Below are 25,529 nucleotides of genomic sequence, written 5' to 3' on the forward strand. Positions count from 1 at the left end.
GCGGGTGTGAAGGTCGGTCCATGCGTAGGTGGTCCGAGCGGCGGCCGGATAACGGAAAACGTGGTTCCCGGAAGCACCCCCTGCGGAAGGCGGGAAACGTACACGGCGGCCGGCCTCCCTAGTCGAGCTCGAGGGCCGAGGCGAGGAGGCTCCGGGTGTACTCGTGGGACGGTTCCTCGTAGACCTGCTCGGCGGGGCCCTGCTCGACGATCCTGCCGCGGTACATGACGGCGACGCGGTCGGCCAGTTGGCGGACCACGCCGAGGTCGTGGGAGATGAACAGCATCGTCAGGCCCAGCTCGGTGCGCAGGTCGGCCAGCAGCGCGAGGATCTGGGCCTGCACCGACACGTCCAGCGCGGACACCGCCTCGTCGCAGACGAGCAGCCGCGGCCGCAACGCCAGCGCGCGGGCGATCGCCACGCGCTGGCACTGGCCGCCGGACAGTTCGGCGGGGCGGCGGCCGGCGAGAGCCGGGTCGACGCCGACCTGTTCCAGCAGTTTCGCAACGTCGTCCGATGCCGATCCGCGCTGGGCGCGCAGGCCCTCGGCGACGATGTCGCCGATGCGCATCCGCGGGTTGAGGGAGGAGCGCGGGTCCTGGAACACCATCTGGACGTTGCGGCGCAGGCCGCGGGGCCAGCCGCGGGTGACGTCGGCGCCGTCGAAGGTGATCCGGCCACGGCGGGCGCGCTCGAGGCCGACGATCGTGCGGGCGAGGGTGGACTTGCCGGAGCCGGATTCGCCGACCAGGCCGACGGTCTCGCCGGCGGTGACGGTGAGGTCGACGCCGGCCACGGCCTGGATCTCCCGGCGGCGCAGCCCGCGACCGCCGGGTGCCTTGAACGTGGTCCAGACCTCCTCGACTGACAGCAGGGTCATGACACCTCCTCGGCGAAGTGGCAGGCGGAGAGCCGGCCCGGCGCGACCTCCCGCAGCGCCGGCGCCTCGGTGCGGCAACGATCCACGGCGAGCGGGCAGCGCGGGTGGAAGCGGCAGCCCGGCGGCAGGGCGGCCAGGTTCGGCGGGTTGCCGGGGATCGGCGCCACCGGCGCCGTGCGCGTGCGCACCGCCGGCACCGAGCGGACCAGCGCCGCGGTGTACGGGTGCCGGGGTGCGTCGAGCAGGTCCCGGGTCGCGCCGCGTTCGACGACCCGGCCGGCGTACATCACGGCCACGTGCTGGGTCGCGTGCGCCATGACCCGCAGGTCGTGACTGATCAGCAGGACCGACACACCGTCCTCGGCCTGAATCTTCGCCAGCAGCCCCAGAATGCGGGCCTGCACCGACACGTCCAGGGCGGTCGTCGGCTCGTCGGCCAGGATCAGGCGCGGCCGGCCGGCGAGCGCCATCGCGATCACGGCCCGCTGGCGCAGCCCGCCCGACAGCTGATGCGGGTACGCGTTGGCCCGCTGGGCCGGGTCCGGCACGCCGACCCGGTCGAGCAGTTCCACCGCGAGCCGGCCGGCGGCCGCGCGGGACAGGCCCTCGCGGCGGCGGGCCACCTCGCTGACCTGCCGGCCGATCGGCTGCACCGGGTTGAGCGCCGACAGCGGATCCTGGAAGACCATCGCGATGTCCTTGCCGCGCAGGGCCCGGCGCCGTGGCTCCGGCAGGCCGACCAGCTCGGTGCCGGCGAACTCGATGGCACCGGAGGTCACGGACAGGCCGCGGGGCAGGACCCCCAGCACCGCCGTGGCGGTCATCGTCTTGCCGCTGCCGGACTCGCCCACCACGCCGAGCGTCTGCCCGGCGGCCACCTCGAAGCCGACCCCGTCGAGGATCCGCAGCGGTTCGCGGCCGGGCCGCTCGGCCTGCACGACGAGGTCCGACACGGTGAGCAGTGTGTCCATCAGTACCCGCCGATCCTGGGCCAGCCGACCTCGACGCCGGCGCGCACCAGGGAGGCGCGGAAGTCGTGGAACCGGCGCGGGTCGGCGCGCACCTGCCGGGGCGCCAGCCGGTGCTCCAGGCAGTACGCGGCGAGCGAGCCGGCCACCTCGCCGATGTTCCACTCGGTCGGGTGCATGCGGTAGCAGCCGTTGGTGATGTGGGTGGTGCCGATGTTCTTCGCCGCCGGCAGCAGGTTGTCGATCCGCACCGGCAGCAGCGCGCCGAGCGGCACGTGATACGGGGTCGCGCCGACGTCGATGTACGTCTCGAGGCCGGTCGAGGGGTGCAGGTCGATGCGGTAGGCGCCGACGCCGACGCTGTCCGGGTACACCACCGAGCCGTGCTCGCCGCGGACCTCGAGCGACAGGTCCTGCTCGACGACGGTGTACTCGGCCTCGATCCGGCGGGACTCGCGGGTGTACGGGGCCTTGGCGAAGCCGTCGCCGGTGCCCAGCACGTCGCCGCGCAGCCGCAGGCCCGGCCAGCCGGTGCCGCCGTCGGGTCGCGGCGCCTCCGTCTGCAGCCAGTACAGCATGCTCAGGCTCAGCTGCCGGGACGAGGCGAGGTGCTTGGCCTTCTCCTCGTCGCTGACGCCGATCAGCGGCCCGAGGAAGTAGTCGATCATCGGCCAGTTGACCAGGGTGACGTCGCTGCCGACGAGGCCGTCGGTGAACATGCGCCGCGAGACGATCCGGCGGAAGACCCACAGCTCACTGTCGCCGGCGCTGCGGCTCTGGTCGGCCACGATGTCGCCGTCAGGGCCGGCGTTCGGCACGAACGAGCGCGCGTACGGCTGCAGCGTGCGCGGATCCGGCGCGGTGAGCGACACCAGCGGGCCGCCCCAGAACTCCGGGCTGAAGGACTGCCAGAAGTCGTACTCGGCGGGCTTGTCGATGGTGTGGTCCTCGCCGGCGCGGTGGTCCAGCGCGAAGCACCAGCTGAAGGCCTGCATGTTGTCCGGCTGCGCCTCGGCCGGGGCGTGCGGCTCGCCGGTCCGCTCGCGCGACTCGAAGCCGGTGACGTGCTCGGTGCCGGTCAGCGGCAACAGGTCGCCGAGCTCGGTGGCGTCGATGACGTACGGCGCCGCGAGCTCCCTGCGGTTGCCGTCGGGGTCCTCGACGATCACGGCCCGCACCCGGTCCCCGGCGACGTCGGCGGCGATGGGGCGATGCCGGTACAGCACCCGCAACCGTCCCGCGGCGGTCCACGGGGCGAGCATGGCGTCGATGACCGCCGCCGCGACCCGCGGTTCGTGGCACAGCGGGCTGACGGTGCCCTCGCCCGGGTTGAGGTACTGAGCGGTGCGCCCGCGTTCGCTCAGCGGGTACCAGTTCCGGTAGTGCTCGCGGATGCCGTTGCGCAGGGCCCGGTACGAGGCCGTGCAGCCGAACTGCTCGATCCACGGGTGCTCGTCGGGCGGCACGGCCTGGGTGGTGAGCTGCCCGCCGAGCCAGTCGGTCTCCTCGGTGATCAGCACCGTACGACCCCGGCGCAGGGCCGCGAGCGCGGCCGCCACCCCACCGAGGCCGCCGCCGACGACAAGGACGTCCACGTTCATGAGTTCTCCTGGAAGTACGGCGCGTCGCCGCTTTCGATCAGGGGGACCAGGCTGAGCAGCGCCCCCCAGGAATGGAACGGTTCGCTGTTGGCCTTGTCGCAGCCCTCGCCGCTGCCGGCGGAGTAGTTCTCGTGCACGTGCCGGGCCTCGCGCCATTCCTTCATCGCCACGTCCGCGCTGCGCTCGGCGAGCCAGCGCGCCTCCTCGGTCAGGGCCGCCCGCCGCAGGCCCAGGTACACGAGGAAGTTCATCGGCGGCCAGACCCGGCCCTTCCAGTAGTAGCTGCGGGAGGCGGATTCGGCGTCGGTGCGCGGCGTGGACGGGATCGCCCACCGGCCGCCGAAATGCCGCTCGTCGCGCAGGTACCGCCCGACCGTGCGGGCGGCGCGGCCGTCGGCGCCGATCCCGGCGAGCAGCGGGTAGAAGCTCATCGGCGAGATCTCCCGCGTGTACTCGCCGGTGTCGGTGCGCCGGCTGCGGTAGGAGTCGGTGTCCTCCTGCCACAGCGTCCGCTCGACGGCGGCCGCCACCGCGGCGCCCCGGGCTCGCAGTTCGTCGCGTTCGGCGTCGCGGCCGAGGATCGCGGCGATGTCCGCCAGGGCCGCGCAGTCCATGACGTACTCGCTGTTGAGGCCGATGTCGTGGGCGCGCAGCAGGCCGGCCTGCGGGTCGTACGGGATGTCGGCGAAGACCGGATGGTCGTCGCAGCCGCTCTCGCAGGTGGCCCCGAAGTGCTGGTTGATCCGCGGGATGTCCTGCGGCGACGGCCACTGCGGCTCGAACGCCGTCGAGCCCAGGCAGAGCAGGTCGCCGTCCCGGCGGACCCGCCACCACCAGCGGTTCCAGCCGAGCAGGCCCGGATAGACCTCCTCGAGGAACCAGCGTTCGCCGAAGCACCGGTACAGCTGCAGGGCCACCATCGCGCCGACCGGCGGCTGTGAGCCGTCGTACGTGACCCGGCCGGTGCCCTGGGCGACGTTGGGCACGAACCCGTCCGGGGTGGCCGCGCGGGTCATCTCCACCACGTTGGCGTAGGCGAGGTCGCTGCTGAACAGCCCCGCGAGCAGCCCGTTGAAGTAGTTGTCCCAGCAGAACAGCGCGTACCCGCCGCGCTTTCCGACGTTCCACAGCCGGCTCACGGTGGTCACCACCCGCCGGCCCGCCGGTTCGTACACGGTGTTCCAGGCGATCGCGTCGCGGATCAGGTCCCGGTGCTCCGCGTCGGTGCCGGCCCGCGCGGGCCGCAGCCGTTCCCGGCCGGCGGCGACGACCGCCTCGATCTGGGCGAGGTCCCTGGCCACCCCCGTGCTCACCCCGACGGGGCCGTGCAGGCGCACCGCCAGGTACGGCCCGGTCAGGTCGGCGTACGGGTCGTCGACCTGTTCGCCCGTGGTGTGGATGGCCAGCGGCGCTTCCCGGCCGGGCAGCGACGCCTCGAGGACCGCCCCGGCGCGGCGGACCGCGCCGGGGAAGTTCCACAGTGGACCGGCCGACACCGTCAGCGTCGCCGGCTGGGCCTGGTTCGCCCGCGGGGTCACCAGGACCACCAGGTCCTCACCGGCGTGCGCGGTCTCGACGTGCAGCTCGATGCCGCGCCAGCGCACGGTGACCGCCGTGTAGGCGCCGTCGACGGCGTGCGGGCCGAGCGTCACCTCCTCGGCGTCCTCGTCGCGGCGGCCGATCTGCACCTGGTGCAGGGCGTTGCCGCGGTAGTACTCCTTGATGCCGAGCGCGACCGCGAGCCCTTCGGGCAGGAGCACCTGGGTGAGCAGGCTTCGGGTGTCGAAGGTGTTCCAGCCGCGGGCCAGGCGCGCCTGGACGTCGTCGTAGCCGGTCACTTGGCGCCCAGGGTGGCCGCGGAGAAGTCCGGGTAGCCGCTGGCGTCGCGGGTGAACCCGTCCAGCCGCTTGTTCCACACGTACGCGATCTGCACCGTCATCGGGTACATGCCCACGGCGTCGTCCCAGATGATTTTGCTGGCGGCGGCGTAGGCCGACTTGCGGGCGTTCTCGTCGGTGCTGGTGCCGGCCGCGGCGAGCTGCTTGTCCAGCTCTTCGTTGCAGTAGCCGGTGCGCTTGGCCGCGCACGGGTAGAGCCGGCCGAGGTTGGCCGAGGCGTCGAAGCCCGCGGTGCCGAGCTGCTGGAAGTTGATGTCCCAGCTCATGGCCAGCAGGTCCTTGATGAACACCGCCTGCTCCTTCTCCTGCAGGTCGATCTTCACCCCGATCTTCGCCAGGTCGGACACGACCGCCTGGTTGAAGGCGCGGAACTCGGCGTTGGCGAACTGCAGCCGCAGCGGCTTGCCGAAGTCGAAGCCGGCCGCGGTCAGCTCGGCCTTCGCGGCGGCGGGATCGTGCGTCTTGGGCTGCTGCGGGCTGTAGCCGAACACGGTCGGCGCGACCGGGGACACCGCGAGCGCGCCGGTCTCCGGGTACAGGTTGGCGATGATGGTCTTGAAGTCGACGGCCTTCCACAGCGCGTTGCGCACCGCCGGGGTGGCCAGCGCCGGGACGGAGGAGTTGAACCACATCGTGAAGACCTGGTGGCTCGGCACCGACTCGTGCTTGAGGCCGGCGTCGGCCGTGAGGGTCTTGAGCTGGTCGTCCGGCACGCCCCAGACGAGGTCGACCTCGCCGGTGCGCAGCGCCGTCAGCCGGGCGGAGATGTCCGGGATGGTGCGCACGGTGACCGTCTGAATCTTCGGCTTGCCGCCCCAGTACTTGTCGTTGGCGGTGAGCACGAGGCTCTCGCCCGGGCTGAAGGACTTGACCACGTACGGGCCGGAGCCGACCGGCTTCTTGAAGAAGTCCGGGCCGACGGTCTTGGGCAACACGAAGAAGGTGGCCAGCTTGCTGGGCAGGGCGGCGTCGGGCTTGGCCGCCGTGATGACCACGGTCTCCTTGTCCGGTGCCTCGATCTTGGCGCCGGTGAAGTTGCTCTTGTTGGGGCTGTCACTGGCGAGCAGCCGCTGGAACGACGCGACCACGTCGTCGGAGGTCAGCGGGGTGCCGTCGGAGAACAGCAGGCCGCTGCGCAGGTTGAAGGTCCAGGCCGTGGCGGTGGCGTCCGGGGTCCACTTGGTGGCCAGGTCGGCGACGATCTTGCCCTTGGCGTCGGGGCGGGTGAGCCGGCCGTAGATGGACTGGCCGGTGAACTCCTTGCCGGCCGAGCCGCCCGCGGCGGAGTGCGGGTCGAGGGAGTCGACCGGGTAGGTGCCGCTGACCACGATCGAGTCCCGTTCGGCGCTGTCGCCGCCGGTGGTCGTGCTGCAGCCGGCCAGGACGGCGACGGCCAGGACGGCGGCCAGCGCCGATCTCATCAGGGTTGTCCGATGGGATTTCATGTGTGGCTCCTGTTGGCGGGGGTTCATGAGGTACGGGATCGGCTGTTGCGTCCGAGTCGCGCGGACAGCTGGTCGCCCAGCAGGCCGACGCTGACCACGAGCAGGAACAGCGCGAATCCGGGGAATGCGGAGATCCACCAGGCGGTGGCGAGGTACTCCTTGCCGTTGGCGACGGTCTGCCCCCACGACGGCGTGCTGGGCGGCAGGCCGATGCCGAGGAAGCTCAGGCCGGCCTCGGCGAGCACGACGAGGGCGAACTCGAGGGTCGCCATCACCACGATCGGCGGCAGGACGAACGGCAGCACGTGCCGCACCAGGATGACCAGGCGGGGCACGCCCATGAGGCGGGCCGCGCTGACCCATTCCCGCTCCTTGACGCTGAGCGTGACGTTGCGCGACACCCGGGCGAACGGCGTCCAGGCGGTGATGGACAGCGAGAGGATGACGGTGGGCAGGCCGCGGGCGAACAGGCCGGCGACCACGATCGCGAGCAGCACGCCGGGGAAGGTGAGCAGCACGTCGATCAGGCGGGACACCACCGCGTCGGGCCAGCCGCCGGCGAGCCCGGCGAGGGCACCGACCGTCATGCCGACCAGCGCGGAGAGGGTCACCGCGACGGTGGCGATGAGCAGCGACGTGCGGGCGCCGTACACGATCTGGGAGGCGACGTCGCGGCCCAGCCCGTCGGTGCCGAGCCAGGCCGTGCCGGCCGTGGTGGCCGAGCCCGGCGGTCGCAGCCGGTCGCCCACCGTCGTGGCCACGTGGTCGTAGCCGATCAGCAGCGGGCCGAGCACGGCGACGAGCACGTAGCCGGCGACGATCCCGAGCGGGATCCACAGCGCGGTGCGGCGTGGCCGGCTGCGCCGCAGGCGGGCCAGGCCGAGTGCTTCACTCATGATGCCTACTCATGCGTTCCCCAACCGGATTCGTGGATCGAGGCGGGCATTGAGCAGGTCGGCGACCAGGTTCAGCAGCACGATGATCCCGGCGATGGTCAGCGCCGCCGCCTGCACGACCGCGTAGTCGCGCCCGGCGACCGCGGAGACGATCAGCGAGCCCAGGCCGGGCCAGGCAAACACGTTCTCCACGACCACCGCGCCACCGATGAGCGCGCCGAACTGCAGGGTGACCACCGTCAGCACCGGGATCAGCGAGTTGCGCAGGGCGTGGCCGAGCAGCACCTGCCGTTCGGTGAGCCCCTTGGCACGGGCGGTGCCGGCGTACGGCTCCTCGAGCTCCTCCACGACGCTGCTGCGGGTCAGGCGGGCGACGATGGCGGTGAACGGCAGCGACAGGGTCACGGCCGGCAGCACCATGTGCGCCGGTGTGCCGACGCCCGAGCTGGGCAGCAGCCGCAGCACCAGCGAAAAGGTCAGGATCAGCATGATGCCGACCCAGAAGGTGGGAAACGCCTGCAGGCCGATGGTCAGCGTGGAGGTGATCCGGTCCAGCGCCCCGCCGCGGCGGTAGCCGGCGAGCAGGCCCAGGACCAGCCCGGCACACACCGCGATCACCGCGGCGGTGGCGGCCAGCTCGATGCTCGCCGGCAGCCGGTTGAGTACCGCCTCCATGGCCGGCATGTCCAGCCGGTACGACTCGCCGAAGTCCAGCCGGACGACGTCGAGAAGGTAGGTCAGGTACTGCTCGGGCAGGGACCGGTCCAGGCCGAGCCGGGCGGACAGGTCGGCCACCTGTTCCGGATCGGCGTCCGGGCCGAGCAGCACCACCGCCGGCCCGCCCGGGGCCAGCCGGATCATCACGAAGATGAGGCTCGCGGCGCCCCACATGACGACCACCGCGCTGGCCAGGCGCCGTAGCACCATCATGGCCATCGTCGGGTCACCTCCCTGTGTCGAGCTTGTCGATGAGCATCCGCACCACCACGCTCAGCCCTGGCGCACGAAGCGCACGGCGTCGGCGACCACGAAACCGTCGGCGGCGTCGGACAGCTCGACGCGGCCGTCGATGCCGCCGAGGAAGCGGAACACGCCCAGCGACGCCCACTCCCCGCCCCGAGGGTCCGCCGCCCCCGCGACCTTCTGGTTGACCGGCACCGTGGTGTCGCCGTCGGCGTGGTGCACCACGTACGGGGCGTTGGTGGCCCGGTTGGACGCGGCGGTGTAGGACACCTGCACCTCGTAGCGGTCCTCGGCCGGCAGGGCCGGGCGCCACCGCACGACGGAGCTGCCGGTGCCGGCCGCGTGCGAGGCGTAGTTGCTGCCGTAGTACCCGGCGACGCCGGTGCCGGCCGACCAGGTGCCGGAGACGACCTGGTAGCCCTGCTCGCCGTTGTCGACGGTGACGCTCTCCCGCACGTCGGCGGCGGCCGGCGCCTCGATCAGGCTCAGCTCGTCGAGGGAGATGAGCGTGCCGCCGCCGCGGCCGGGCCCGGCGAGGGTGAAGCGCACCCCGTGCCGGCCGTGCGCGAGCCGCAGCCGGTCCAGGCGCACCACGTCGTAGCCGTCGCTGCTCTCCGCCGTGGTGTCCAGTGTGGACACCCGCGGGGTCCGCCCGTCGACGGCGACGGCGACCGTGCCGCCGTCGACCGGCCGGTAGTAGCGCAGCCACAGCTCGTAGTCCCCGGGGCGCAGCACGTCGATCGGATACTCGATGGAGTCGCCGGCCGCCGCCGGGGTGTACAGGGCGCGGGCGCCACCGCGGGCGGTGGGTTCGCGCACCACGGCGACGGTGCCGCCGCGGAGGGTCGCGTGCGGTGCGGAACGGCCCAGGTCGTACGTGTGCTCGGTGAGCCGCGGGCCGCGGGCGAGGTTGTCCCGGCCCTGGGTGAGCCATGCCAGGTTGAACCGGGCCACGGCCACCCGGCGGGGGAAGCTGGCGATGTCGCCGTCGCAGCCGTAGACCAGCACGATGGTGCCGTCGGAGAGCCGGGCGAGGTCGGAATAGTAGGAGCGGTTGGGGTTGATGACGCGGCTGTACCGGTAGCTGACCCCCTCGTCGTAGCTGACCGACACGGTCATGTTCCACCGCATCGGCGCGTCCGGCCGGCTGAACAGCAGCCGGTCGACCTCGCGGCTGCGCGGACCGCCGGTGTAGCGCACCACGCTCGCGTCGACGGCGTTGAACACCCCGGTCGCCCCGTCGAGCTTCGGCGCCGACCAGGTCAGGCCGTGGTCCTCGCTGACGGCGGTGATGCGCTGCCGGTTGCCGCCGGAGGCCGCCCGGCCGTTGATGACGACCGCGCCGTCGCGGCGCTGCACGATGCGGGCCTCGTTGATCGGGTAGCCGGTGGAGACGGGGATCTCGCCGGTGGCCTTCCAGGTGCGCCCGTGATCGTCGCTGTAGATGCCGGCCACTCCGTAGAAGCGCTGCTCGACGGTGTTGCCGACGATGACGCGGCGGTGTGCCACGTTGAGCAGCAGCCGCCCGGTGTCCAGCTGGATGCCGTGGCCGGGCCCGGGGCTGTGCAGCGCCCACGTGTACGGGAACGCGTCGAAGAGACCGGCGAGGTGGCTGGGCTCGCCCCACGTCCGGCCGCCGTCGCGGCTGGAGACCACGTACATCTCGGCGCTGTCGCCGGAGCAGGAGGTGTTCTCCGGCAGCCGCAGCGACAGGTTGTAGAACAGGAACACCTCGCCGGTGACGCGGTCGGCCAGGAAGGCCGGGTTGCCCCAGGACTGCCCGTCGACGGAGGCGACGACGGTCTGGGTGGGCTGCCAGGTGTCGCCGCCGTCGGTGCTGCGGCGCACCACCAGGTCGCGGGGGCCGGCGTCGCAGACCTCGTGCCGGCCCTCGGTCGCCACCAGGATCGTGTCGTCCGGCAACACCACGAGGCCGTGCACGTGGTAGTTCACCAGCGGGTCCACCGTGGAGTCCCACAGCGTGGTCTCGTCGAAGAAGGGTTCCGCGGGGCGGCGGCGATCGCCCTGCGGTGCGGCGAACGCGCTGGGGCCGCCGATGACGGCGGCAGCGCTGGCGGCCAGCCCGAGCGTGAACGTCCGTCGGCCGATCGTGGTCATGCGGGGTGCTCCCATCAGGCGGTGGGGTCGAGAAGGTGGGGGCGCAGCAGCCGTACCGCGTCCACGAGGGCGCGGGTCTCCTGCGGGGTACAGGGCATCAGCGGCGGCGCGACGTACGGCGGGCACAACGCCCAGCTGTGCAGCAGCGCCTTGACCGCCGGGACGCCCGGGCGGATCTGGTGCAGATGGGTGAGGCTGGTGGTCAACTCCTGCAGGCGGTCCAGTTCGGCGAGGTCGCCGGCCTCGTGCGCGGCGACCATGCCGGCGGCGAGGCCGGGGGCGAGGTTCGCGGTGCCGGGCACGATGCCGCCGGCCCCGGCCCGCAGCGCCGCCGCGAGGCCGCGCTCGTCGCCCTGGCTGACGGTGAAGCCGTCGCGGCGCCCGGCCGCGGCGATGAGGTACTTCAGCAGCGCCGGGTCGCCGGAGGAGTCCTTGATCCCGACGACGTGCGGCAGCTCGACGAGGCCGTCGATGCTGGCCTCGGTGAGCGGGGTGGTGTACCGAGGGGCGTTGTAGGCCACGACCGGCAGGCCGTTCCCGGCGAGGGCCGCGTAGTGCGCGACGACCTCGTCGGCGCGATGGCGGAAGTACGTGGGCGGGCTGAGCACCAGCGCGTCCGCGCCCCGGCCGATGACGTCCTCGGCGCGCCGGCGGACCTCGTCGGTGCCGGCGGCGGTGACGTTGACCAGCACGACGGCGTCGTCAACCAGGTCACGCCAGCGCTCGGCGATGCCGGCGACGTAGCCGGGAATCCGGTCGGCGCGCACCAGCGGCCCCTCGCCGTTGCTGCCGAGCAGCATCAGCCGGCGCACCCCGGCGCCGGCCATCGCGCGCAGCAGTGGCGCGGCGGCCTCCGCGGAGGGCACGCCGGGGCGTGCCATCGGCGTGACCAGCGGCACCACCAGGCCACCGAGCAGGTGCTTCACGAACCCTCCAGGCGTTAACACCGCCGTAACGCGGTGTCCTCACACCTTCGGGGCAGGAGGGGATGGAGATCAACGCCGGTTCGCTACACGATCATGAACTCACACTTCACCATCGATCGGCGTGCCTGCCTTGGCCGCGAACTGCCGCACCTGCGGGCTGCGGTCGTCGGCCCGCCACAGCAGGACCCGGTCCACCGGCGGCAGGTCCGGCACCGCGATCGTGGTGACCCGGTCGTCCAGGCCGTACGCCCGGAACGCCCCGACGGTCAGGTGGACGGCGCGCCCGGTGGCCACGAGCCGCACGGTGTCGTGCAGGCTGCGCGAGGTGACGGCCCGGCGCAGCGCGCGACCGCCGGGCGTGGCGGCGGGCACGATCGCGCGCAGCAGCGCCGGGTGGATGGCTTCACCCGTATGGGTCAGCGGCCAGTCCGGCACCTGCTCGATGCTGATCTCGCCCTTGGTGACCAGCGGATGGTCGGCCGCGACGGCCAGCACGTGCGGCTGGCTGTCCAGGATGGCCCCGACGACCAGGCCGGGCGGTGCCTCCACGGGCCGCCAGCTGACCAGCATGTCGATGTCACCCTGGGCGAGCGGCGCATAAGGGTCTTTCAGCGGTACCTCGATGAGGCTGACGGCGCACTCCGGGTGCTCGTCCTCGAAGCGCCCGGCGACGGCGGCAAACGTGCCGCCGGCGGTCATGCTGTGGTAGCCGATGCGCAGCTCCCCGCGCAGCGCGGCGGCCTGCTGGCGGGCGGCGGCGATCGCGGCCAAAAGCTGCGCGTGCGCCGGTTCGAGCTGCTCGCGAAGGTGCCGGCCGAGCGGGGTGAGCGTGACCCGCCGGCTGGTGCGCTCCAGCAGCTGCCCGCCGATGCGCCGCTCCAGGGTGCGGATGGTCTGGCTGACGTGTGAGGTGGTCACGCGCAGCCGCTGCGCGGCCCGCCCGAAGTGCAGTTCGGCGGCGACCGCGAGAAACGCCTCGATCTCCCGCATCTCCACCATGGCACGGTACCGCCCCCGCCAAGCTCTACGCCCTGGCCCGGGACGAGAGGCGACCCTGCGAACATGCAGCTTGCCAGGCAGCGAGTCGAAATGTCGCCCTCACATGACCTGCTGGGCTCCGATGACGGAGAGCAGCCGGAGCTTCTCGTAGCTCTCGCTGCCGGGGACCCGGTGTAGCCCAGCAGGGAATGCGGGCGCGGGTGAGCGAGCCCTCGGACCGGTCACCGCGGCGTGCCGGCAGAGCGGCGAACTCGCCGCCGCGTCGTCGCCGTGCGCAGCACGCGCAGGCCGCTGCGGGCCGCGCCCAGCAGCGCCAGCAGGGACGGCACGACCGCGATGGCCAGTGCCGCCAGGCCCGCCCAGGCCGCTGCCGTGCCCAGCCCGCCGGCGCGGATGGGGGCCACACAGAGCCTGATGAGGTACAGGGTGCCGGGCACGGCGAAGGCGGCGAGGTACCCGAGCGCCAGCGCGATCCCGGGCACGTACAGCCACAGATACCGCCGCGCCCACACGATCTCGCCCGCGCCGGTGCCGGACAGGTGCTCCTCGTCGGCCGGGGTGGCGCGGCGCAGGTACCGCCGCAGCAGCGCGCCCTTCGTGGCCCACAGCGTCTTGCAGCCGGTCGCGTTGACCAGCAGCGCGTAGACGTCCGTGCGCATGAACACCAGCAGCTGGGCGACCAGGGCGGTGACCTGCAGCAGCACCAGCGCCCGCAGCAGCCGTACGACCAGCGGGCCGAGCGCGCCGGCCAGGGTCACCTCCGCCAGCAGCGCCGCGGCGAGCACGAACAGGTCCCAGGCCACGCCGGCCAGCAGCGGGCCGTAGCGGGCCTGCCGCGGCAGGCTCCACAGGCGGGTCAGGTCGGCCTGGAAGGTGACGAAGTACAGCCGGCGGGTCACGGAGAGGCGGCTGCGCAGCCCGTGCCGGGCGGCGGCGAGCACGTGCGCCCCCTCGTGCAGGGCGGCCGCCCCGATGCCCAGCAGGCTGACGGCCACGAGGTTGAGCAGCTGGGTGTGGAACGGGAACCCGTCGCGGTACGACGGCCGCAGCGCCGGCACCGCGACGAGCAGTACCGGCGCCGCGACGGCGGCTAGGGCGTACAGGGCCCAGGCCAGCGGGTGGAAGAGCGCCGCGCCGATCCGCCGGCCCGGGACGGGGCCGGGATCGCCGCCGCCCTCGTCGGCCGCCTCGGCGAAGAGGCCCTCGTCGGCCAGGGTGGTCAGGAAGCCGGCCACGTCGACCGGCTCGCCGGCCGCCTCGGAGGCCCGCCGCTCGCACTCGGCGACGTCCACGCCCTCCTGCAGCCACTCGATGATCCGCGCGCCGAGCTGCGGCACCTCGACGTACTCGGCCGTGTGCGGGCTGCCCACCACGTAACCGTCGCCGTCGGCGACCAGCGTCAGGGCCTTGATCTGCGTCAGTGGCGGCACCTCAGGCCCCCGGAGCTGGGTGGCACAGGGTGCAGCCCGGGTGCCGCGGCCACGGCTCCTGGGTCGTGCGCATCCCGTCGGTCAGGTCGAAGGTGTGGTACGTCGCCGCCGCGACCGGCGGGTCGGTGCGGGTCAGGTACCGCCCGGTCTCCAGCGCCATGAATCCGGCGAGCAGCTGCGCGACGGGCCCGGTGGCCCGGTTGACGAACTCGGCCGACATCATGACCGACTGCTCGAACTCCTGCGTCGCGCCCTCGTCGGCGCGGTTGAGCTCCAGGCACAGCCGGCACGGGCTGACCCCGGGCTCGACCGACCAGTAGAACAGGGTCGAGTACTGCAGGCCGCCGGTCACGAACGGCACGCCCAGCTCGAAGCAGGCCTCGTTGACCAGCAGTTGGATGTCGCTCGGGGAGTCGATGCAGCTCACCACGACGGACGCGCCCGCGCCCAGCCGGCGGATCGTGGCGGCGTCGGCCACCCGCTCGTGGACGGCCTCGACGGCCGTGGTGCCCGGGGAGTAGCGCACCGCCCAGTCCCGCGCCGCGTCCACCTTGGCCCGCCCGACGTCGGCGCGGTTGTAGGCGAACTGCCGGGCCAGGTTCTTCTCCTCGACCACGTCGAAGTCGACCAGCCGGACCCGCCCCGCCCCGAGGCCGACCAGGGACTGCAGGACCCCGCTGCCCACCCCACCGGCGCCGAGCAGCAGCACGTCGGCGTCGCGCATGGCCCGGTGAAATGCCGCGCCGGGGCGCTCCAGGCCGGCGAAGAGGTCGTAGAAGCGCAGGTTGCTCTCGTACCGCCGGAGGGTGTCCGGGTCGAGCCCGGCGTCGGTGTCGGCCGGCAGCAGCACGCCCACCTCGTCGAGCGCGGCGACGGCGGCCGCCATGTCCGCCTCGGTGACCGTGAAGCCGCGCTCGCGCATGGCGGCCGGCAGCCCGGTGACGGGGTGCGCGCCCTGCGCGAGGATCTGCAGCAGCGCCGCGACGCTGCCGTCGGGGTCGGCGAGGTACGTCAGCTCCATCGCCCGCCCGACCAGGATCACCTCGGCGGGCCGCTGGACGACGGCGATGGACTTGAGCCTGGGCTGCATCGGCTCTCCTCTCAGGGGTTGTGCTCCGGGCAGGAAGGGGCCGGCCGGCCCGGGCTGCGGGCCGGCCGGCGGCGAATCAGAGGGCGCCGATCTTCGTCTCCGGGTCCGGGTGGATCCGGGTGGCCTCGATGCGCTCAACCTTCTTGACCGTGATCTTCATGGGATCTCCTTCGGGTCGGATGCGACGACGGGCGGCTGCCCGTCCGACCAGAAGGTTGCACCGGGCCGCGTGCAGCCCGCGTGCAACCGGCATGCAGCCCTGCTAGGGACGCCGGCCGAGCGCCTCCAGATGGGCGCGGACCGCGGCCCGGTCCATCCGCCGGCCCCGCGCGAGCGCCGCGGCGTAGGCGCCCGGGTCGAGCCGGGACGCGACCGCCTCGACGTGGCCGGGCGCGTTGACCGGGTCCATGCGCTCCGGCGCGTAGCCGACCCGGCCGCCGAGCGCGTCGACCGCGCCGAGCAGCACGGCGCCGTCGGCGGGCCGGCCGGTGTGCGCGAGCGCGCCCGCCAGCAGGTGCGCGGTGGCCAGCCATCCGGTCACGTCGTCCTGCTCGTCGAGGTCGGTCACCGCGCGGCCGGCCAGGCGCAGCGCCTCCTCGTACGCGCCGGCCCCCCATCGCCACCTCGGCCCGCATCCACCGGGCCGAGGAGACGGACCAGGCGAAGCCGCTGCGGGTGCCGGCCTCGATCGCCTCGTCGAGCGCGGCGGCGGCGCCGGCCGGGTCGCCGCCGGCCCAGGCGACGTGGCCGATGCTGATGAGGGCCTCGGCCAGCAGCCAGTCCTCGCCGCAGGCCGCCGCCAGGGCGTGCGCCTCCTCGCCCGCCCTGCGGCCCTCCTCGACCCGGCCCGACAGGCCCAGCAGCAGGGTGTGGTAGACCGCCGCGCGGGCCAGCGTGGCGGGGCCGCCGCCCGCCCGGGCCAGCTCCAGCGCGGCACCGATCGCAGTGCCGCTGGCCGGGAGATCCCCGGCGAGGTACCGCAGGCAGGCGACCCCGGTGAGCGCCCGCGCCCTGTCGTCCTCGGCCGCGTCCGGCGCGGCGGCGAGCGCGGCCTCCAGCCAGCGCAGGCCCTCGACGATGTGGCCGCCGCGGTACCAGAACCAGCTCAGGTCGCCGGCCAGCCGCAGCGCGGCGCCGGCGTGGGCCGGGTCCTCCAGCGCGTGGGCGAGGGCGGCGCGGGCGTCGTCCTGCTTGGCGGCGGCGGCGCGGAACCATCGTCGCGCGTCCGGCCCGCGCAGCGCCCGGTCGGCCGCGGCGGCGAGCTCGCAGGCCCACGCCAGGTGGCGGCGGCGCAGGTCGGCCCGGCCGTCGGGGGTGAGGCGGCGGTCGGCGTACTGCCGCAGGGTCCGCAGCATCCGGTAGCGCCGAGGCGCGGCCTCGGGCAGCACCGTGACGAGCGACCCGGTGATCAGCCCGGTCAGCGGCGCCAGCACGCCGTCGCCCTCCCCCGCGACCCGCTCGGCGGCGTCGAGGTCGAACGGGCCCGCGAAGACGCTGAGCCGCGCGAAGAGCTCCCGCTGCGGGTCGTCCAGCAGGCGGTAGGTGGCGTCGATGGCGCCCTCGAGGCTGCGGTGCCGCTCGTCGACGTCGCGCCGCGGGCTGACCAGCGCCTGCGGGTCGTCGAGCCGGTCGAGGATCTGCGCGGGTGAGAGCGCGACCAGCTGGGCCGCGGCCAGCTCGACGGCCAGCGGCAGCCCGTCGAGGCGCTCGCACAGGGCCACGACGACCGCCCGCTCGGCCTCGCCGCACGTCCAGCCGGGCGCGACGGCCGCGGCCCGGTCCAGGAACAGCTCCACCGCCGCGGTGCCCGCGGGCAGCGGCGGCACCGGGTACTGCCGCTCCCCGGCGACGCTCAGCGGCGAGCGGGAGGTGAGCAGCACGCGCAGGCCCGGCACCTCGGCCAGCAGCCGGCGGACCACGCCGGCCAGCGCGGCGACGAGCTGCTCGCCGTTGTCCAGCAGGAGCACGACCGGCCGGTCGCCGACGGCCTCGGCGATCCCGGCCACGCCGGTCGGCACCGCCAGCCCGAACGCCTGCGCCAACGCGGGCTCCAGCAGCGTGCCGTCCTCGACGCCGGCGAGCTCGGCGAGGCGCACGTCGACGGACAGGCCCCGGCACAGCTCCATGGCGAGCCGGGTCTTGCCGGCGCCACCGGGGCCGGTGACGGTGACCAGCCGGTGCTCGTCGAGCAGCGCCCGGACCTCGGCGAGCTCCCGGTCCCGCCCGACGAAGCGGTCCGGGCCGGGCGGGATCGCGTCGACCCGCACCGGGGCCGCGACCGCCACCGCGGCCGGTGCGGGGGCCGGCGCCGTGGCGAGCCCGGCGTCCTGGCGCAGCATCGCCCCGGCCAGCGCCTGCAGCTCCTCGCCCGGGTCGAGGCCGAACTGCTCGGCCAGCATGGCGCGGACCTCGTGGTAGACGGCCAGCGCCTCGGCCGGGCGACCGGCGCGGTACAGCCCCAGCATGAGCTGCGCGCGGCTGCGCTCCCGCAGCGGCTCACCGGCCACGACCTCGGCCGAGCGGGCCACCGCCTCGGCCGGGCGCCCGAGCGCGAGCAGGCACTCGACGCGCAGGTCCTCGGCGACCCGCCGCAGCTCGGTCAGGCGCGCGATCTCGGCCTGCGCGAAGAGCTCGCCCGCCACGTCCAGCAGCGCCGGGCCGCGCCACAGCCGCAGGGCGGCCTCGCCGGCGGCCAGCGCGCCGGCCGGATCGCCGCCGGCCAGCGCGGCCCGGGCGTGGGTGAGGCCGGCCTCGAAGCGGCGGGCGTCGATCTGCTCCGGGCCGGCCGCCACCCGGTACCCGCCGGCGTGATGCCGCAGCGCGTCGCGGCCCAGCGCCCGCCGCAGCCGCGACAGATAGCTCTGCAGCGCGTTCACCGCGCTCGGGGGCGGGTCGTCGCCCCAGACGTCCGCGATGAGCCGGTCGGCGGCGACGTACCGCCCAGGGTGCAACAACAGCGCGATGAGCACGGCCCGCGGCTTGGCCCCGCCGAGCGGCACCGCCTCACCGGCGACGACGACCTCCAAGGGCCCCAGGATCCGGAAGTCCACGCTCCTCCTCGGCTACGGGTTCGACCGCAGCCGAGGATGGCACACGCGCGCACCGACCTCGCCGGACAGCGTGGCCTAGAGGATCGCCCGGCCCTCCACCTGCACGGTGACGTCGACGTTGCCGTCGATCGCGCGGCTGTACGGGCACACGCCGTGCGCGGCGTCGGCCACCTCGCGCAGCGTCGCCGGGTCCAGTGCCGGACAGCGCACGGACATCTCGACGCGCAGCCCGTACACCTTGGACTCGTCGGTGCCCAGCACCACCCGGGCGGTCACCTCGGTCGGGCCCAGATCCAGCTTGCGCTGCCGGGCGATCACGCCCAGCGCGGAGGTGTAGCAGGCCGCGTAGCCCGCGGCGAAGAGCTGCTCCGGGTTGGTCGCGCCGCCCGGCCCGCCGGTCTCCTTCGGCGCCTGCAGGACGAGGTCGAGCACCCCGTCGGACGAGCGCGCGGTCCCGCCCCGGCGCCCGCCGGACACCGTGACCTCCGCCGTGTACAGCTCCTCGACCAGCTTCCCCATCAGTTCCTCCCTCAACTCCGGACGCGCAGCAGGCGCGTCAGGTCCGCCACCGTGCCGTTGGTCGCCAGGGCCGTCACCGCCTCGCGCAGCCGGGGAATCGTCTCGGCCGCGACGGTGCGCCCGGCCGTCATCTCGAACTTCACCGCGTGCTCGGCGTCGCTGAGCGGGCGGTCGGGTCCGCCGCGGTTCTGCTCCACCCGGCACTGCCACTCGCGCCCGTCCCGGGTGCGCACCCACAGTTGCGCCGGGAACTGGTACGGGTAGATGCGGCCCAGCGCGTCGTCGGCCACGCAGCGCACCTTCGCGGCCAGTTCCCGCCGCCGGGGATCGTGCGCGGCCTCGTCGGTGAAGTCGGCGAAGCCCACGCCGAGCCCGCCGCCGCCGAGCAGCGCGGCCGCGACGGTGTACGGGCCGGAGAACGCGGCGTTGTAGCCGGTCGGCGGGGCGATCTTCACCTCGCGCGGCTCGGCGATGGTCCGCAGCACCGGGGCCGGCGCCCGCAGCTCCGCCTCCACCACCTCGGCCGGGTCCAGCCCGCGCCCGCGCAGCTCCAGGGCCGCGTCGATGCCGGCCTGCGTGAAGTGGTTGCACGGGTACGGCTTGAAGAAGACGCCCGGGGTCTCCCAGCGCTCGCCGAGCTCGCGGGTCACGTACTCGGGGTCGGCCTGGTCGCCGCACCACGCTTGGAAGAAGCCGAACCGTCCCTCCAGGACGGTCGGCGGCCCGGTCACGCCGTGCCGGGCCAGCGCGGCGGCGCTGACCGCCGAGTGCGACGCCCAGCCGCAGTGGATGCGCTTCACCGTGCCGCCGGTGCGGTTCGCCTCCAGCAGGCCGGCGCCCATGCTGGCGGCGATGCCGGCGGCGGAGGCGATGCCGGGCGCGTCCAGCCCGGCGAGCATCGCCACGGCGACCGAGGCACCCACCGCGCCGCAGATGGAGGTCGCGTGCTGGCCGCGCTCGAAGAACACGGAGTTGCCGAGCTTCTCGTCGTAGCCGGCCATGCCCAGCCGTACGCAGACCTCCAGGCCCATCACCACGGCGTCCAGCAGGGCGGGGCCGGTGGCGCCGTACTGCTCGGCGGCGGCCAGCGCGGCCGGCACCACCGAGGCGCTGGGGTGCAGTACCGACGGCAGGTGGGTGTCGTCGAAGTCGAGGGCGTGGGCCAGCACGCCGTTGACGAACGCCGCGCCGGCGGCCGGCAGCGGCCGGTCGTCGGCGATGACCGTCGCCGGGCCGCCGGTGCCCCACTCCCGCGCGACGGCACGGGCCGCCTCCGCGACCGGCTCGCCGGCCGCGCCCAGGCAGTTGCCCACCACGTCCAGGATCCGGCGTACGGCATCGGCGCGCAGGTCGGCGCCGAGCCCGCCGTCGCGGACCGAGACGGCAACCTCGGCCACCCGCTCGATCAGGCCCGCCATGTCACACCACCGCCAGCGGGCGCACCGGCGACCCGGTGCCGCCGACGATCGGCAGCGGGGCGAGCACGAAGACGAACTCGGACACGCCGGCCTCCGCCAGCGGCTCCAGCCGCATGTGCTCGATGATGAAAACGCCCGCGTCCACCAGCAGCAGGCGGTGCACGGGCAGAACGCGGTGCCCGGCACCGGCCGGGATCTGCTCGAAGGCGGTGGTGTCCGCGCCGGTCAGGGCGACGCCGTGGTCGGTGAGCCACTGCGCGCCGGAGGGGTCGACGCCCGGCACCCCGGTCGCGTGGCCCATGTAGGTCTCCGGGTCGGACCAGTTGCGGGCCCAGCCGGTGCGGACCAGCGCCACGTCGCCGGCGGCGGGCCGGACGCCGCTGTGCACCGCGCACTTCTCGAGGTCGTCGGCGGTCACGCCGTACCCACCGGGAAGGATGTCCACGCCGTGCGCGCCCGCGACGTCGAGCAGGACCCCGCGGCGGACCATCGGCGGGATGGTCTCGGTGCCGTGGACGCTGAACCGGCCGCCGGACTGGGCCTCGTGCGCGTCGTGGCCGCCGTGCAGCAGCCCGTCGTGCGAGACGTGCGAGAGCGCGTCGACGTGCGTGCCGACGTGGCCGCCGGTGACGATCAGCTCGTTGGACGCGGAGCCCCCGTCGGGACGAACCATGTCGCCGTGCCGGCGCAGCAGGGCGAGCCGGAAGCCCGGATGGTTCGGGGAGCAGGGCATCCCGGCCTCGAACCGCTGGCCGAGGTCGTGGATGGTGACGCCGGCGGCGACGGCGTCAAGGAGTGCAGTCATGCGGTGACGTTTCCTGTCTCTTCGAGTCTGGGGCGGCGGGTTGCGGGATCAGCCGCGCGGAGCGACGGACGGCTCGCCGAGGTGGGGGCCGAGGAACCGCCGCAGTACCGCGGCGAACGCCTCGGGCCGCTGCTCCGCGACGAAGTCGGTGGCGTCCGGCAGGTACTCGACCCGGGCGTCGGGCAGCAGCGCGGTGGCGCGCTCGTGCATCTGGCGGATTCGGTCGGCACCGCCGCCGATCAGCAGCGTCGGCACGCTCAGCGCCCGGGCGGCCGGGTTCACGTCGTACTGCCAGATGCGGCGGTAGCCGATGGCGAAGTCGGGCCCGGCGGCGAGGTAGTCGCGGACCAGCTCGGTGACCAGCTCCGGCGGCGCCCACGGGTACTCGCCGCGAATCCGCCGCCAGATCCAGTCCAGGTGCCCGCCGTCGGCGTCGAGCTGGTACGGCGGGGCGAAGCCGGCCAGCCGGTCCGCCTTCTCCTCGTCGGTGTACACGGGCATGCCGTGCAGCACCAGCGCGCGGAACCGCTCGGGCCGGGTCGCGGCCGCGTGCAGGGCGAACACCGCGCCGGTGGCCCGCCCGAACAGGATCGCCCGGCCGGCGCCGAACCGGTCGACCAGCTCGGTCACGACGCCGGCGTAGTCCGCGACGGTCCAGTGCGGGGCCGGCGGGTCGGACTCGCCGAAGCCGGGGGTGTCCACCGCGACCGGGCGGACCAGGTCGGCCAGCAGCGGCAGCAGCAGCCGGTACCGGCGCGACGACAGCGGCGACTGATGCAGCATCAGCAGCAGCGGCCGGTCCGCCGGCGCCGGCACGGTGCGGTAGTGCACCCGCCGGTCGGACAGGGTGACGGTCCCGCACACCACCGGGAGGCTCATCGCGGCTCCCCGACCGGCTCGAGCGCCTCGCCCGGCCCCAGCGGCGACGGCCGTCCCTCCAGGTTCAGGCACGCCGCCGTGTGCGCCGGCCCCACCTGCTCGTGCGCGACCGCGGTCGTCGCGCACTCGGGCTGCTCGATCGGGCAGCGCCCGGCCAGCGGGCAGCCGGCGGGCAGCCGGGTCGGGCTGGGAATCTCGCCGCGCAGGGGCACGTGCACCCGCCGGCTGTTGGGGTCGACCGACAGCGCGGCGGACAGCAGCGCCCGGGTGTACGGGTGCCGCGGGTTGGCCAGCACCTCGGCGGTCGGGCCCGTCTCCACCACGCGGCCGAGGTACATCACGGCGACGCGCCGGCTGAAGTGCGACACGGTGTGGATGTCGTGGGAGATGAACACGTACCCGATGCCCAGGTCGCGCTGCAGCTCGCCGAGCAGCTGCAGGGTGCGGGCCCGCACCGAGACGTCCAGCGAGGACGTCGGCTCGTCGAGCACCACCAGCGACGGCCGGGTGACGACCGCCCGGGCGATGCCGACGCGCTGCTGCTGACCGCCGGAGAGCTGGCGGGGGTACCGGTCCAGGAACTCCTCGCCGAGCCCGACCGCGGCCAGCGTCTCGACGATGCGCCGCCGGCGCTGCTCGGCCGGCATCTTGGGATCGTGGATGCGCAGGGGCTCCTCGATGATCGTGCCGACGCGCATCCGGGGGTTGAGCGACTCGTACGGCTCCTGGAAGACCACCTGGAGCTTGGCGCGCAGGTCCCGCGACTCCTTGCGGCCGAGACCGGCGATCGACCGGCCCTCGAAGCGCACCTCGCCGCCGGTGGGGGTGAGCAGGCCGAGCACCAGCCGGCCGACGGTCGACTTGCCCGAGCCGCTCTCCCCGATCAGGGCCAGCGTCTCGCCCGCCTCCACCTGGAACGACACGCCGTTGACCGCGTACACCGGGGGCTTGCCACCGCGGTGGAAGACGTGGTGCAGGTCGGTCACCTCAAGCAACGACATGAGGGTCCTCCGAAGGCTTGGCAGCGGGCGTCTCCGCGGACGCGGCCAGCAGCTGCTGCGTGTAGGGATGCTCCGGCGCGCCGAAGACGTCGGCGACCGTGCCGGACTCGACCACCGTCCCGGCGTTCATCACCACCACGTCCTGGCAGTACTGGGCGACCACGCCGAGGTCGTGGGTGATCAGGAGCATCGAGCGGCCGGTGTCCCGGATGAGCCCGTCGATGAGGTCCAGCACCTGCCGCTGCACGGTCAGGTCGAGCGCGGTGGTCGGCTCGTCGGCCACGATCAGGGTCGGGTCCATGGACATGACCAGCGCGATGACGACCCGCTGCGCCATGCCGCCGGACAGCTCGTGTGCGTGGCCGGCCAGCACCCGCTCCGGGCCGGCGACGCCGACGGAGCGCAGGCCGATCAGCGCCGCCTCGTACGACTCCTCCTTGGAGATCTTGCGGTGCGCGCGCATGGCGATGTGGAACTGCTTGCGGATCGACAGGATCGGGTTCAGTGCGCCGAACGGGTTCTGCGCGATGAAGCCGATCCTGTCGCCGCGGATGCGGCGCATCTGCCTGGGCGGCAGCTTCAGCAGATCGGTGCCGTCGAACATGGCGCTGCCGGCGGTGACCCGCCCGGGCGGGCGGATCAGGCCCAGCACCGAGCGGACGGTCACCGACTTACCGGAGCCGGTCTCGCCGACCAGGCCCACCGCCCGGCCGTGGCCGACCCGGAAGCCGATCCCGTGCACCACCTCGCGGCTGCCGAACGCGGCCCGCAGCCCGTCCACGGTCAGAATGTCACTCATCGGAGAACCTCCGCTGGATGCCGTCGGCCAGCAGGTTGAGGGCGGCGACGGCGACGAAGACCGCGACGCCCGGGGCGGCGACCAGCCACCAGTTGCCCAGCGCGATCCCGCCCGCGCCGGCCTGGATCATCGACCCCCAGGTGGGGGTGGGCGGCGAGACGCCGACGCCGAGGAAGTTGAGCGCCGCGATGACGATGACCGCGTTGGCCGCGGCCAGCGACACCTGGACCAGGCAGACGTCCAGCACGTTGGGCAGCATGTGTCGGAACATCACCCGGGTCGGGCCGGCGCCGATCGCGTGCGCCGCCTCGATGTAGCGGCTCTCCCGCAGGGCGAGCGCCTCGCTGCGGACCAGCCGGATGAACCGGGGCACGTTGATGATGACGATCGCGTAGATGACGTTCTGGATCGCGTTGCCCGAGAACGACACGATGGTCACCGACAGCACGATCAGCGGGAAGGACTGGAACGCGTCCAGCACCCGCATGGCGCGCTCGCCGAACTTGCCCTTGCGGCTGATCAGCAGGCCGATCACGGCGCCGACGACCAGCGAGATCACCGCGCCGCCGAGGGCCAGCGGCAGGTCCCGCCGGCCGGCGGCGATCATCCGGGAGAACACGTCGAACCCGTTGAGGTCGGTGCCCAGCCAGTGTGCGCCGCCGGGCGCCTGCAGCGTGGCGGTCGGATCCGGCTTGGTCGGCGAGAACGGCAGCGGCAGCAGGTACGCCGCGAGGATCATGAGGACCAGCACGCCGCCGCCGATGACGATGCCCGGCGTGCCGGCGACGTGCCGCCTCCAGCGGCGCGCCGGCGGGGTGGTCGTCGTCGTCTCAGTCATAGGAGATCCTCGGGTCCAGCGCGAGCACGATGATGTCGAGGGCGACGAAGATGAGCAGCGTCAGCAGCCCGCAGACCATCACGAAGCCCTGGATGACGGGCACGTCAAGCCGCAGCACGCCCTGCAGCCCCCACTGGCCCAGGCCGCGCCAGTTGAAGATGGTCTCCAGGATGGCCGCGCCGCCCAGCAGCGAGCCGAACAGAATCGCCACGTAGGTCAGCACCGGAGTACGGCCGGCCAGGAACGCGTAGTGCACGACCCGCCACTCGGGCAGGCCGCAGGCGCGGGCGAACTCGACCTGCGGCGCCGACAGTGCCCGTCCCATCGCGCTGCGGGTGGTCTTGGCGAAGTAGGCCGCGTAGGCGATGCCGAGCGCCGCGACCGGCAGGATCGCGTGCCCCGCCGCGTTGCCGAAGGCGGTCATGTCGCCGGCGAGCAGGCTGTCCAGGAACAGGAAGCCGGTGCGTTGCGGCGGCTGCGTGGTGGCCACGTCGAGCCGGCCGATCGGCGCCGGCACGATCCGGGCCAGGTAGAACACGAAGTAGATGAGCATGAGGGCGAGCAGGAAGTCCGGGGTGGACTGCAGGACGGCGGTGAGGGTCTTGCTCGCCTTGTCCGGCAGCCGGTTGCGGAAGTACGCGCCGAGGCCACCGACGATCAGGCCGACCACCAGCGCCACGACCAGCGACAGCACGATCAGCTCGATGGTGTTGGGCAGGAACTGGAAGATCTCGTCCCGCACGGACTGGTGGCTGAAGAACGACGTGCCCAGGTCGCCGTGCAGCACGCGACCCCAGTAGGACCCGTACCGTTCCAGGAACGGCTTGTCCACGCCGAGCTGCTCGTTGACCATCGCCACCTGATCGGGGCTGGCCGAGTCGCCGAGGATCGTCAGCGCGGGGTTGGACGGCAGCAGTTCGGTCAGCAGCGAAGCCAGGCTGACCACCACGAAGACCGAGATGGGAATGACGATGAGCCGCTTCGCAGCGTAGATGAGCATACGTCG

Annotated in this window: 21 protein-coding genes; all 21 read right to left on the reverse strand. The window is 73.8% G+C overall.

Annotated elements, in window-relative coordinates; genetic code table 11:
• Positions 1 to 118: 118 nt before the first annotated feature.
• The gene (locus tag ABD352_RS18865) at positions 119 to 880 is read right to left on the reverse strand and encodes an ATP-binding cassette domain-containing protein (RefSeq protein WP_344613712.1); all 762 of its coding nucleotides are present in this window, start codon (positions 878 to 880) and stop codon (positions 119 to 121) included.
• Positions 877 to 1,851: an ABC transporter ATP-binding protein gene (locus ABD352_RS18870; RefSeq protein ID WP_344613713.1), complete on the reverse strand. Its 975-nt coding sequence runs from the start codon at positions 1,849 to 1,851 to the stop codon at positions 877 to 879. The genes ABD352_RS18865 and ABD352_RS18870 overlap by 4 nt, the downstream gene beginning before the upstream one ends.
• Positions 1,851 to 3,449: an FAD-dependent oxidoreductase gene (locus ABD352_RS18875; RefSeq protein ID WP_344613714.1), complete on the reverse strand. Its 1,599-nt coding sequence runs from the start codon at positions 3,447 to 3,449 to the stop codon at positions 1,851 to 1,853. Before ABD352_RS18875 ends, ABD352_RS18870 begins: the two co-directional genes overlap by 1 nt.
• Positions 3,446 to 5,287 carry an MGH1-like glycoside hydrolase domain-containing protein gene (locus tag ABD352_RS18880; protein ID WP_344613715.1) on the reverse strand — a complete coding sequence of 614 codons (1,842 nt, stop codon included), beginning with the start codon at positions 5,285 to 5,287 and terminating at the stop codon, positions 3,446 to 3,448. Before ABD352_RS18880 ends, ABD352_RS18875 begins: the two co-directional genes overlap by 4 nt.
• Entirely contained in the window at positions 5,284 to 6,768 is a 1,485-nt protein-coding gene (locus tag ABD352_RS18885) for an ABC transporter substrate-binding protein (RefSeq protein ID WP_344613716.1), read from the reverse strand. The genes ABD352_RS18880 and ABD352_RS18885 overlap by 4 nt, the downstream gene beginning before the upstream one ends.
• Positions 6,769 to 6,815: 47 nt before the next feature.
• Positions 6,816 to 7,688 carry an ABC transporter permease gene (locus ABD352_RS18890; RefSeq protein ID WP_344613717.1) on the reverse strand — a complete coding sequence of 291 codons (873 nt, stop codon included), beginning with the start codon at positions 7,686 to 7,688 and terminating at the stop codon, positions 6,816 to 6,818.
• A gap of 9 nt (positions 7,689 to 7,697) precedes the next feature.
• Positions 7,698 to 8,624 (reverse strand): ABC transporter permease, encoded by a 927-nt coding sequence (locus ABD352_RS18895; RefSeq protein WP_344613718.1) that lies wholly within the window; start codon positions 8,622 to 8,624, stop codon positions 7,698 to 7,700.
• A 54-nt stretch (positions 8,625 to 8,678) separates the two neighbouring features.
• Positions 8,679 to 10,769: a golvesin C-terminal-like domain-containing protein gene (locus ABD352_RS18900; RefSeq protein WP_344613719.1), complete on the reverse strand. Its 2,091-nt coding sequence runs from the start codon at positions 10,767 to 10,769 to the stop codon at positions 8,679 to 8,681.
• A 14-nt stretch (positions 10,770 to 10,783) separates the two neighbouring features.
• Complete coding sequence (locus tag ABD352_RS18905; RefSeq protein ID WP_344613720.1) at positions 10,784 to 11,695, reverse strand: dihydrodipicolinate synthase family protein; 912 nt, start codon at positions 11,693 to 11,695, stop codon at positions 10,784 to 10,786.
• 99 nt (positions 11,696 to 11,794) lie between these two features.
• The gene (locus ABD352_RS18910) at positions 11,795 to 12,685 is read right to left on the reverse strand and encodes a LysR family transcriptional regulator (RefSeq protein WP_344613837.1); all 891 of its coding nucleotides are present in this window, start codon (positions 12,683 to 12,685) and stop codon (positions 11,795 to 11,797) included.
• A 230-nt stretch (positions 12,686 to 12,915) separates the two neighbouring features.
• Complete coding sequence (locus tag ABD352_RS18915) at positions 12,916 to 14,124, reverse strand: hypothetical protein (RefSeq protein WP_344613721.1); 1,209 nt, start codon at positions 14,122 to 14,124, stop codon at positions 12,916 to 12,918.
• 1 nt (position 14,125) lies between these two features.
• Positions 14,126 to 15,214, reverse strand: a complete 1,089-nt coding sequence (locus ABD352_RS18920; RefSeq protein WP_344613722.1) for a HesA/MoeB/ThiF family protein — start codon at positions 15,212 to 15,214, stop codon at positions 14,126 to 14,128.
• 134 nt (positions 15,215 to 15,348) lie between these two features.
• A complete protein-coding gene (locus tag ABD352_RS18925) occupies positions 15,349 to 18,264 on the reverse strand; it encodes an AfsR/SARP family transcriptional regulator (RefSeq protein ID WP_344613723.1) in 2,916 nt (971 codons plus the stop codon).
• A 75-nt stretch (positions 18,265 to 18,339) separates the two neighbouring features.
• A complete protein-coding gene (locus ABD352_RS18930) occupies positions 18,340 to 18,783 on the reverse strand; it encodes an organic hydroperoxide resistance protein (RefSeq protein WP_344613724.1) in 444 nt (147 codons plus the stop codon).
• An 11-nt stretch (positions 18,784 to 18,794) separates the two neighbouring features.
• Positions 18,795 to 20,201 (reverse strand): MmgE/PrpD family protein, encoded by a 1,407-nt coding sequence (locus ABD352_RS18935; RefSeq protein ID WP_344613725.1) that lies wholly within the window; start codon positions 20,199 to 20,201, stop codon positions 18,795 to 18,797.
• A gap of 1 nt (position 20,202) precedes the next feature.
• Positions 20,203 to 21,006, reverse strand: coding sequence for a cyclase family protein (locus ABD352_RS18940; protein WP_344613726.1), 804 nt, complete (start codon positions 21,004 to 21,006; stop codon positions 20,203 to 20,205).
• 48 nt (positions 21,007 to 21,054) lie between these two features.
• The gene (locus ABD352_RS18945; RefSeq protein ID WP_344613727.1) at positions 21,055 to 21,885 is read right to left on the reverse strand and encodes an alpha/beta fold hydrolase; all 831 of its coding nucleotides are present in this window, start codon (positions 21,883 to 21,885) and stop codon (positions 21,055 to 21,057) included.
• Positions 21,882 to 22,886 (reverse strand): ABC transporter ATP-binding protein, encoded by a 1,005-nt coding sequence (locus ABD352_RS18950; protein WP_344613728.1) that lies wholly within the window; start codon positions 22,884 to 22,886, stop codon positions 21,882 to 21,884. Before ABD352_RS18950 ends, ABD352_RS18945 begins: the two co-directional genes overlap by 4 nt.
• On the reverse strand, positions 22,873 to 23,685 hold the full coding sequence (locus ABD352_RS18955) for an ABC transporter ATP-binding protein (RefSeq protein ID WP_344613729.1): 813 nt from the start codon (positions 23,683 to 23,685) through the stop codon (positions 22,873 to 22,875). Before ABD352_RS18955 ends, ABD352_RS18950 begins: the two co-directional genes overlap by 14 nt.
• A complete protein-coding gene (locus tag ABD352_RS18960) occupies positions 23,678 to 24,523 on the reverse strand; it encodes an ABC transporter permease (RefSeq protein WP_344613730.1) in 846 nt (281 codons plus the stop codon). The genes ABD352_RS18955 and ABD352_RS18960 overlap by 8 nt, the downstream gene beginning before the upstream one ends.
• Positions 24,516 to 25,523 carry an ABC transporter permease gene (locus tag ABD352_RS18965; RefSeq protein WP_344613838.1) on the reverse strand — a complete coding sequence of 336 codons (1,008 nt, stop codon included), beginning with the start codon at positions 25,521 to 25,523 and terminating at the stop codon, positions 24,516 to 24,518. Before ABD352_RS18965 ends, ABD352_RS18960 begins: the two co-directional genes overlap by 8 nt.
• Between the last annotated feature and the right edge of the window lie 6 nt (positions 25,524 to 25,529).

It is taken from the genome of Dactylosporangium salmoneum (assembly GCF_039532525.1).
Lineage (GTDB): Bacteria > Actinomycetota > Actinomycetes > Mycobacteriales > Micromonosporaceae > Dactylosporangium > Dactylosporangium salmoneum.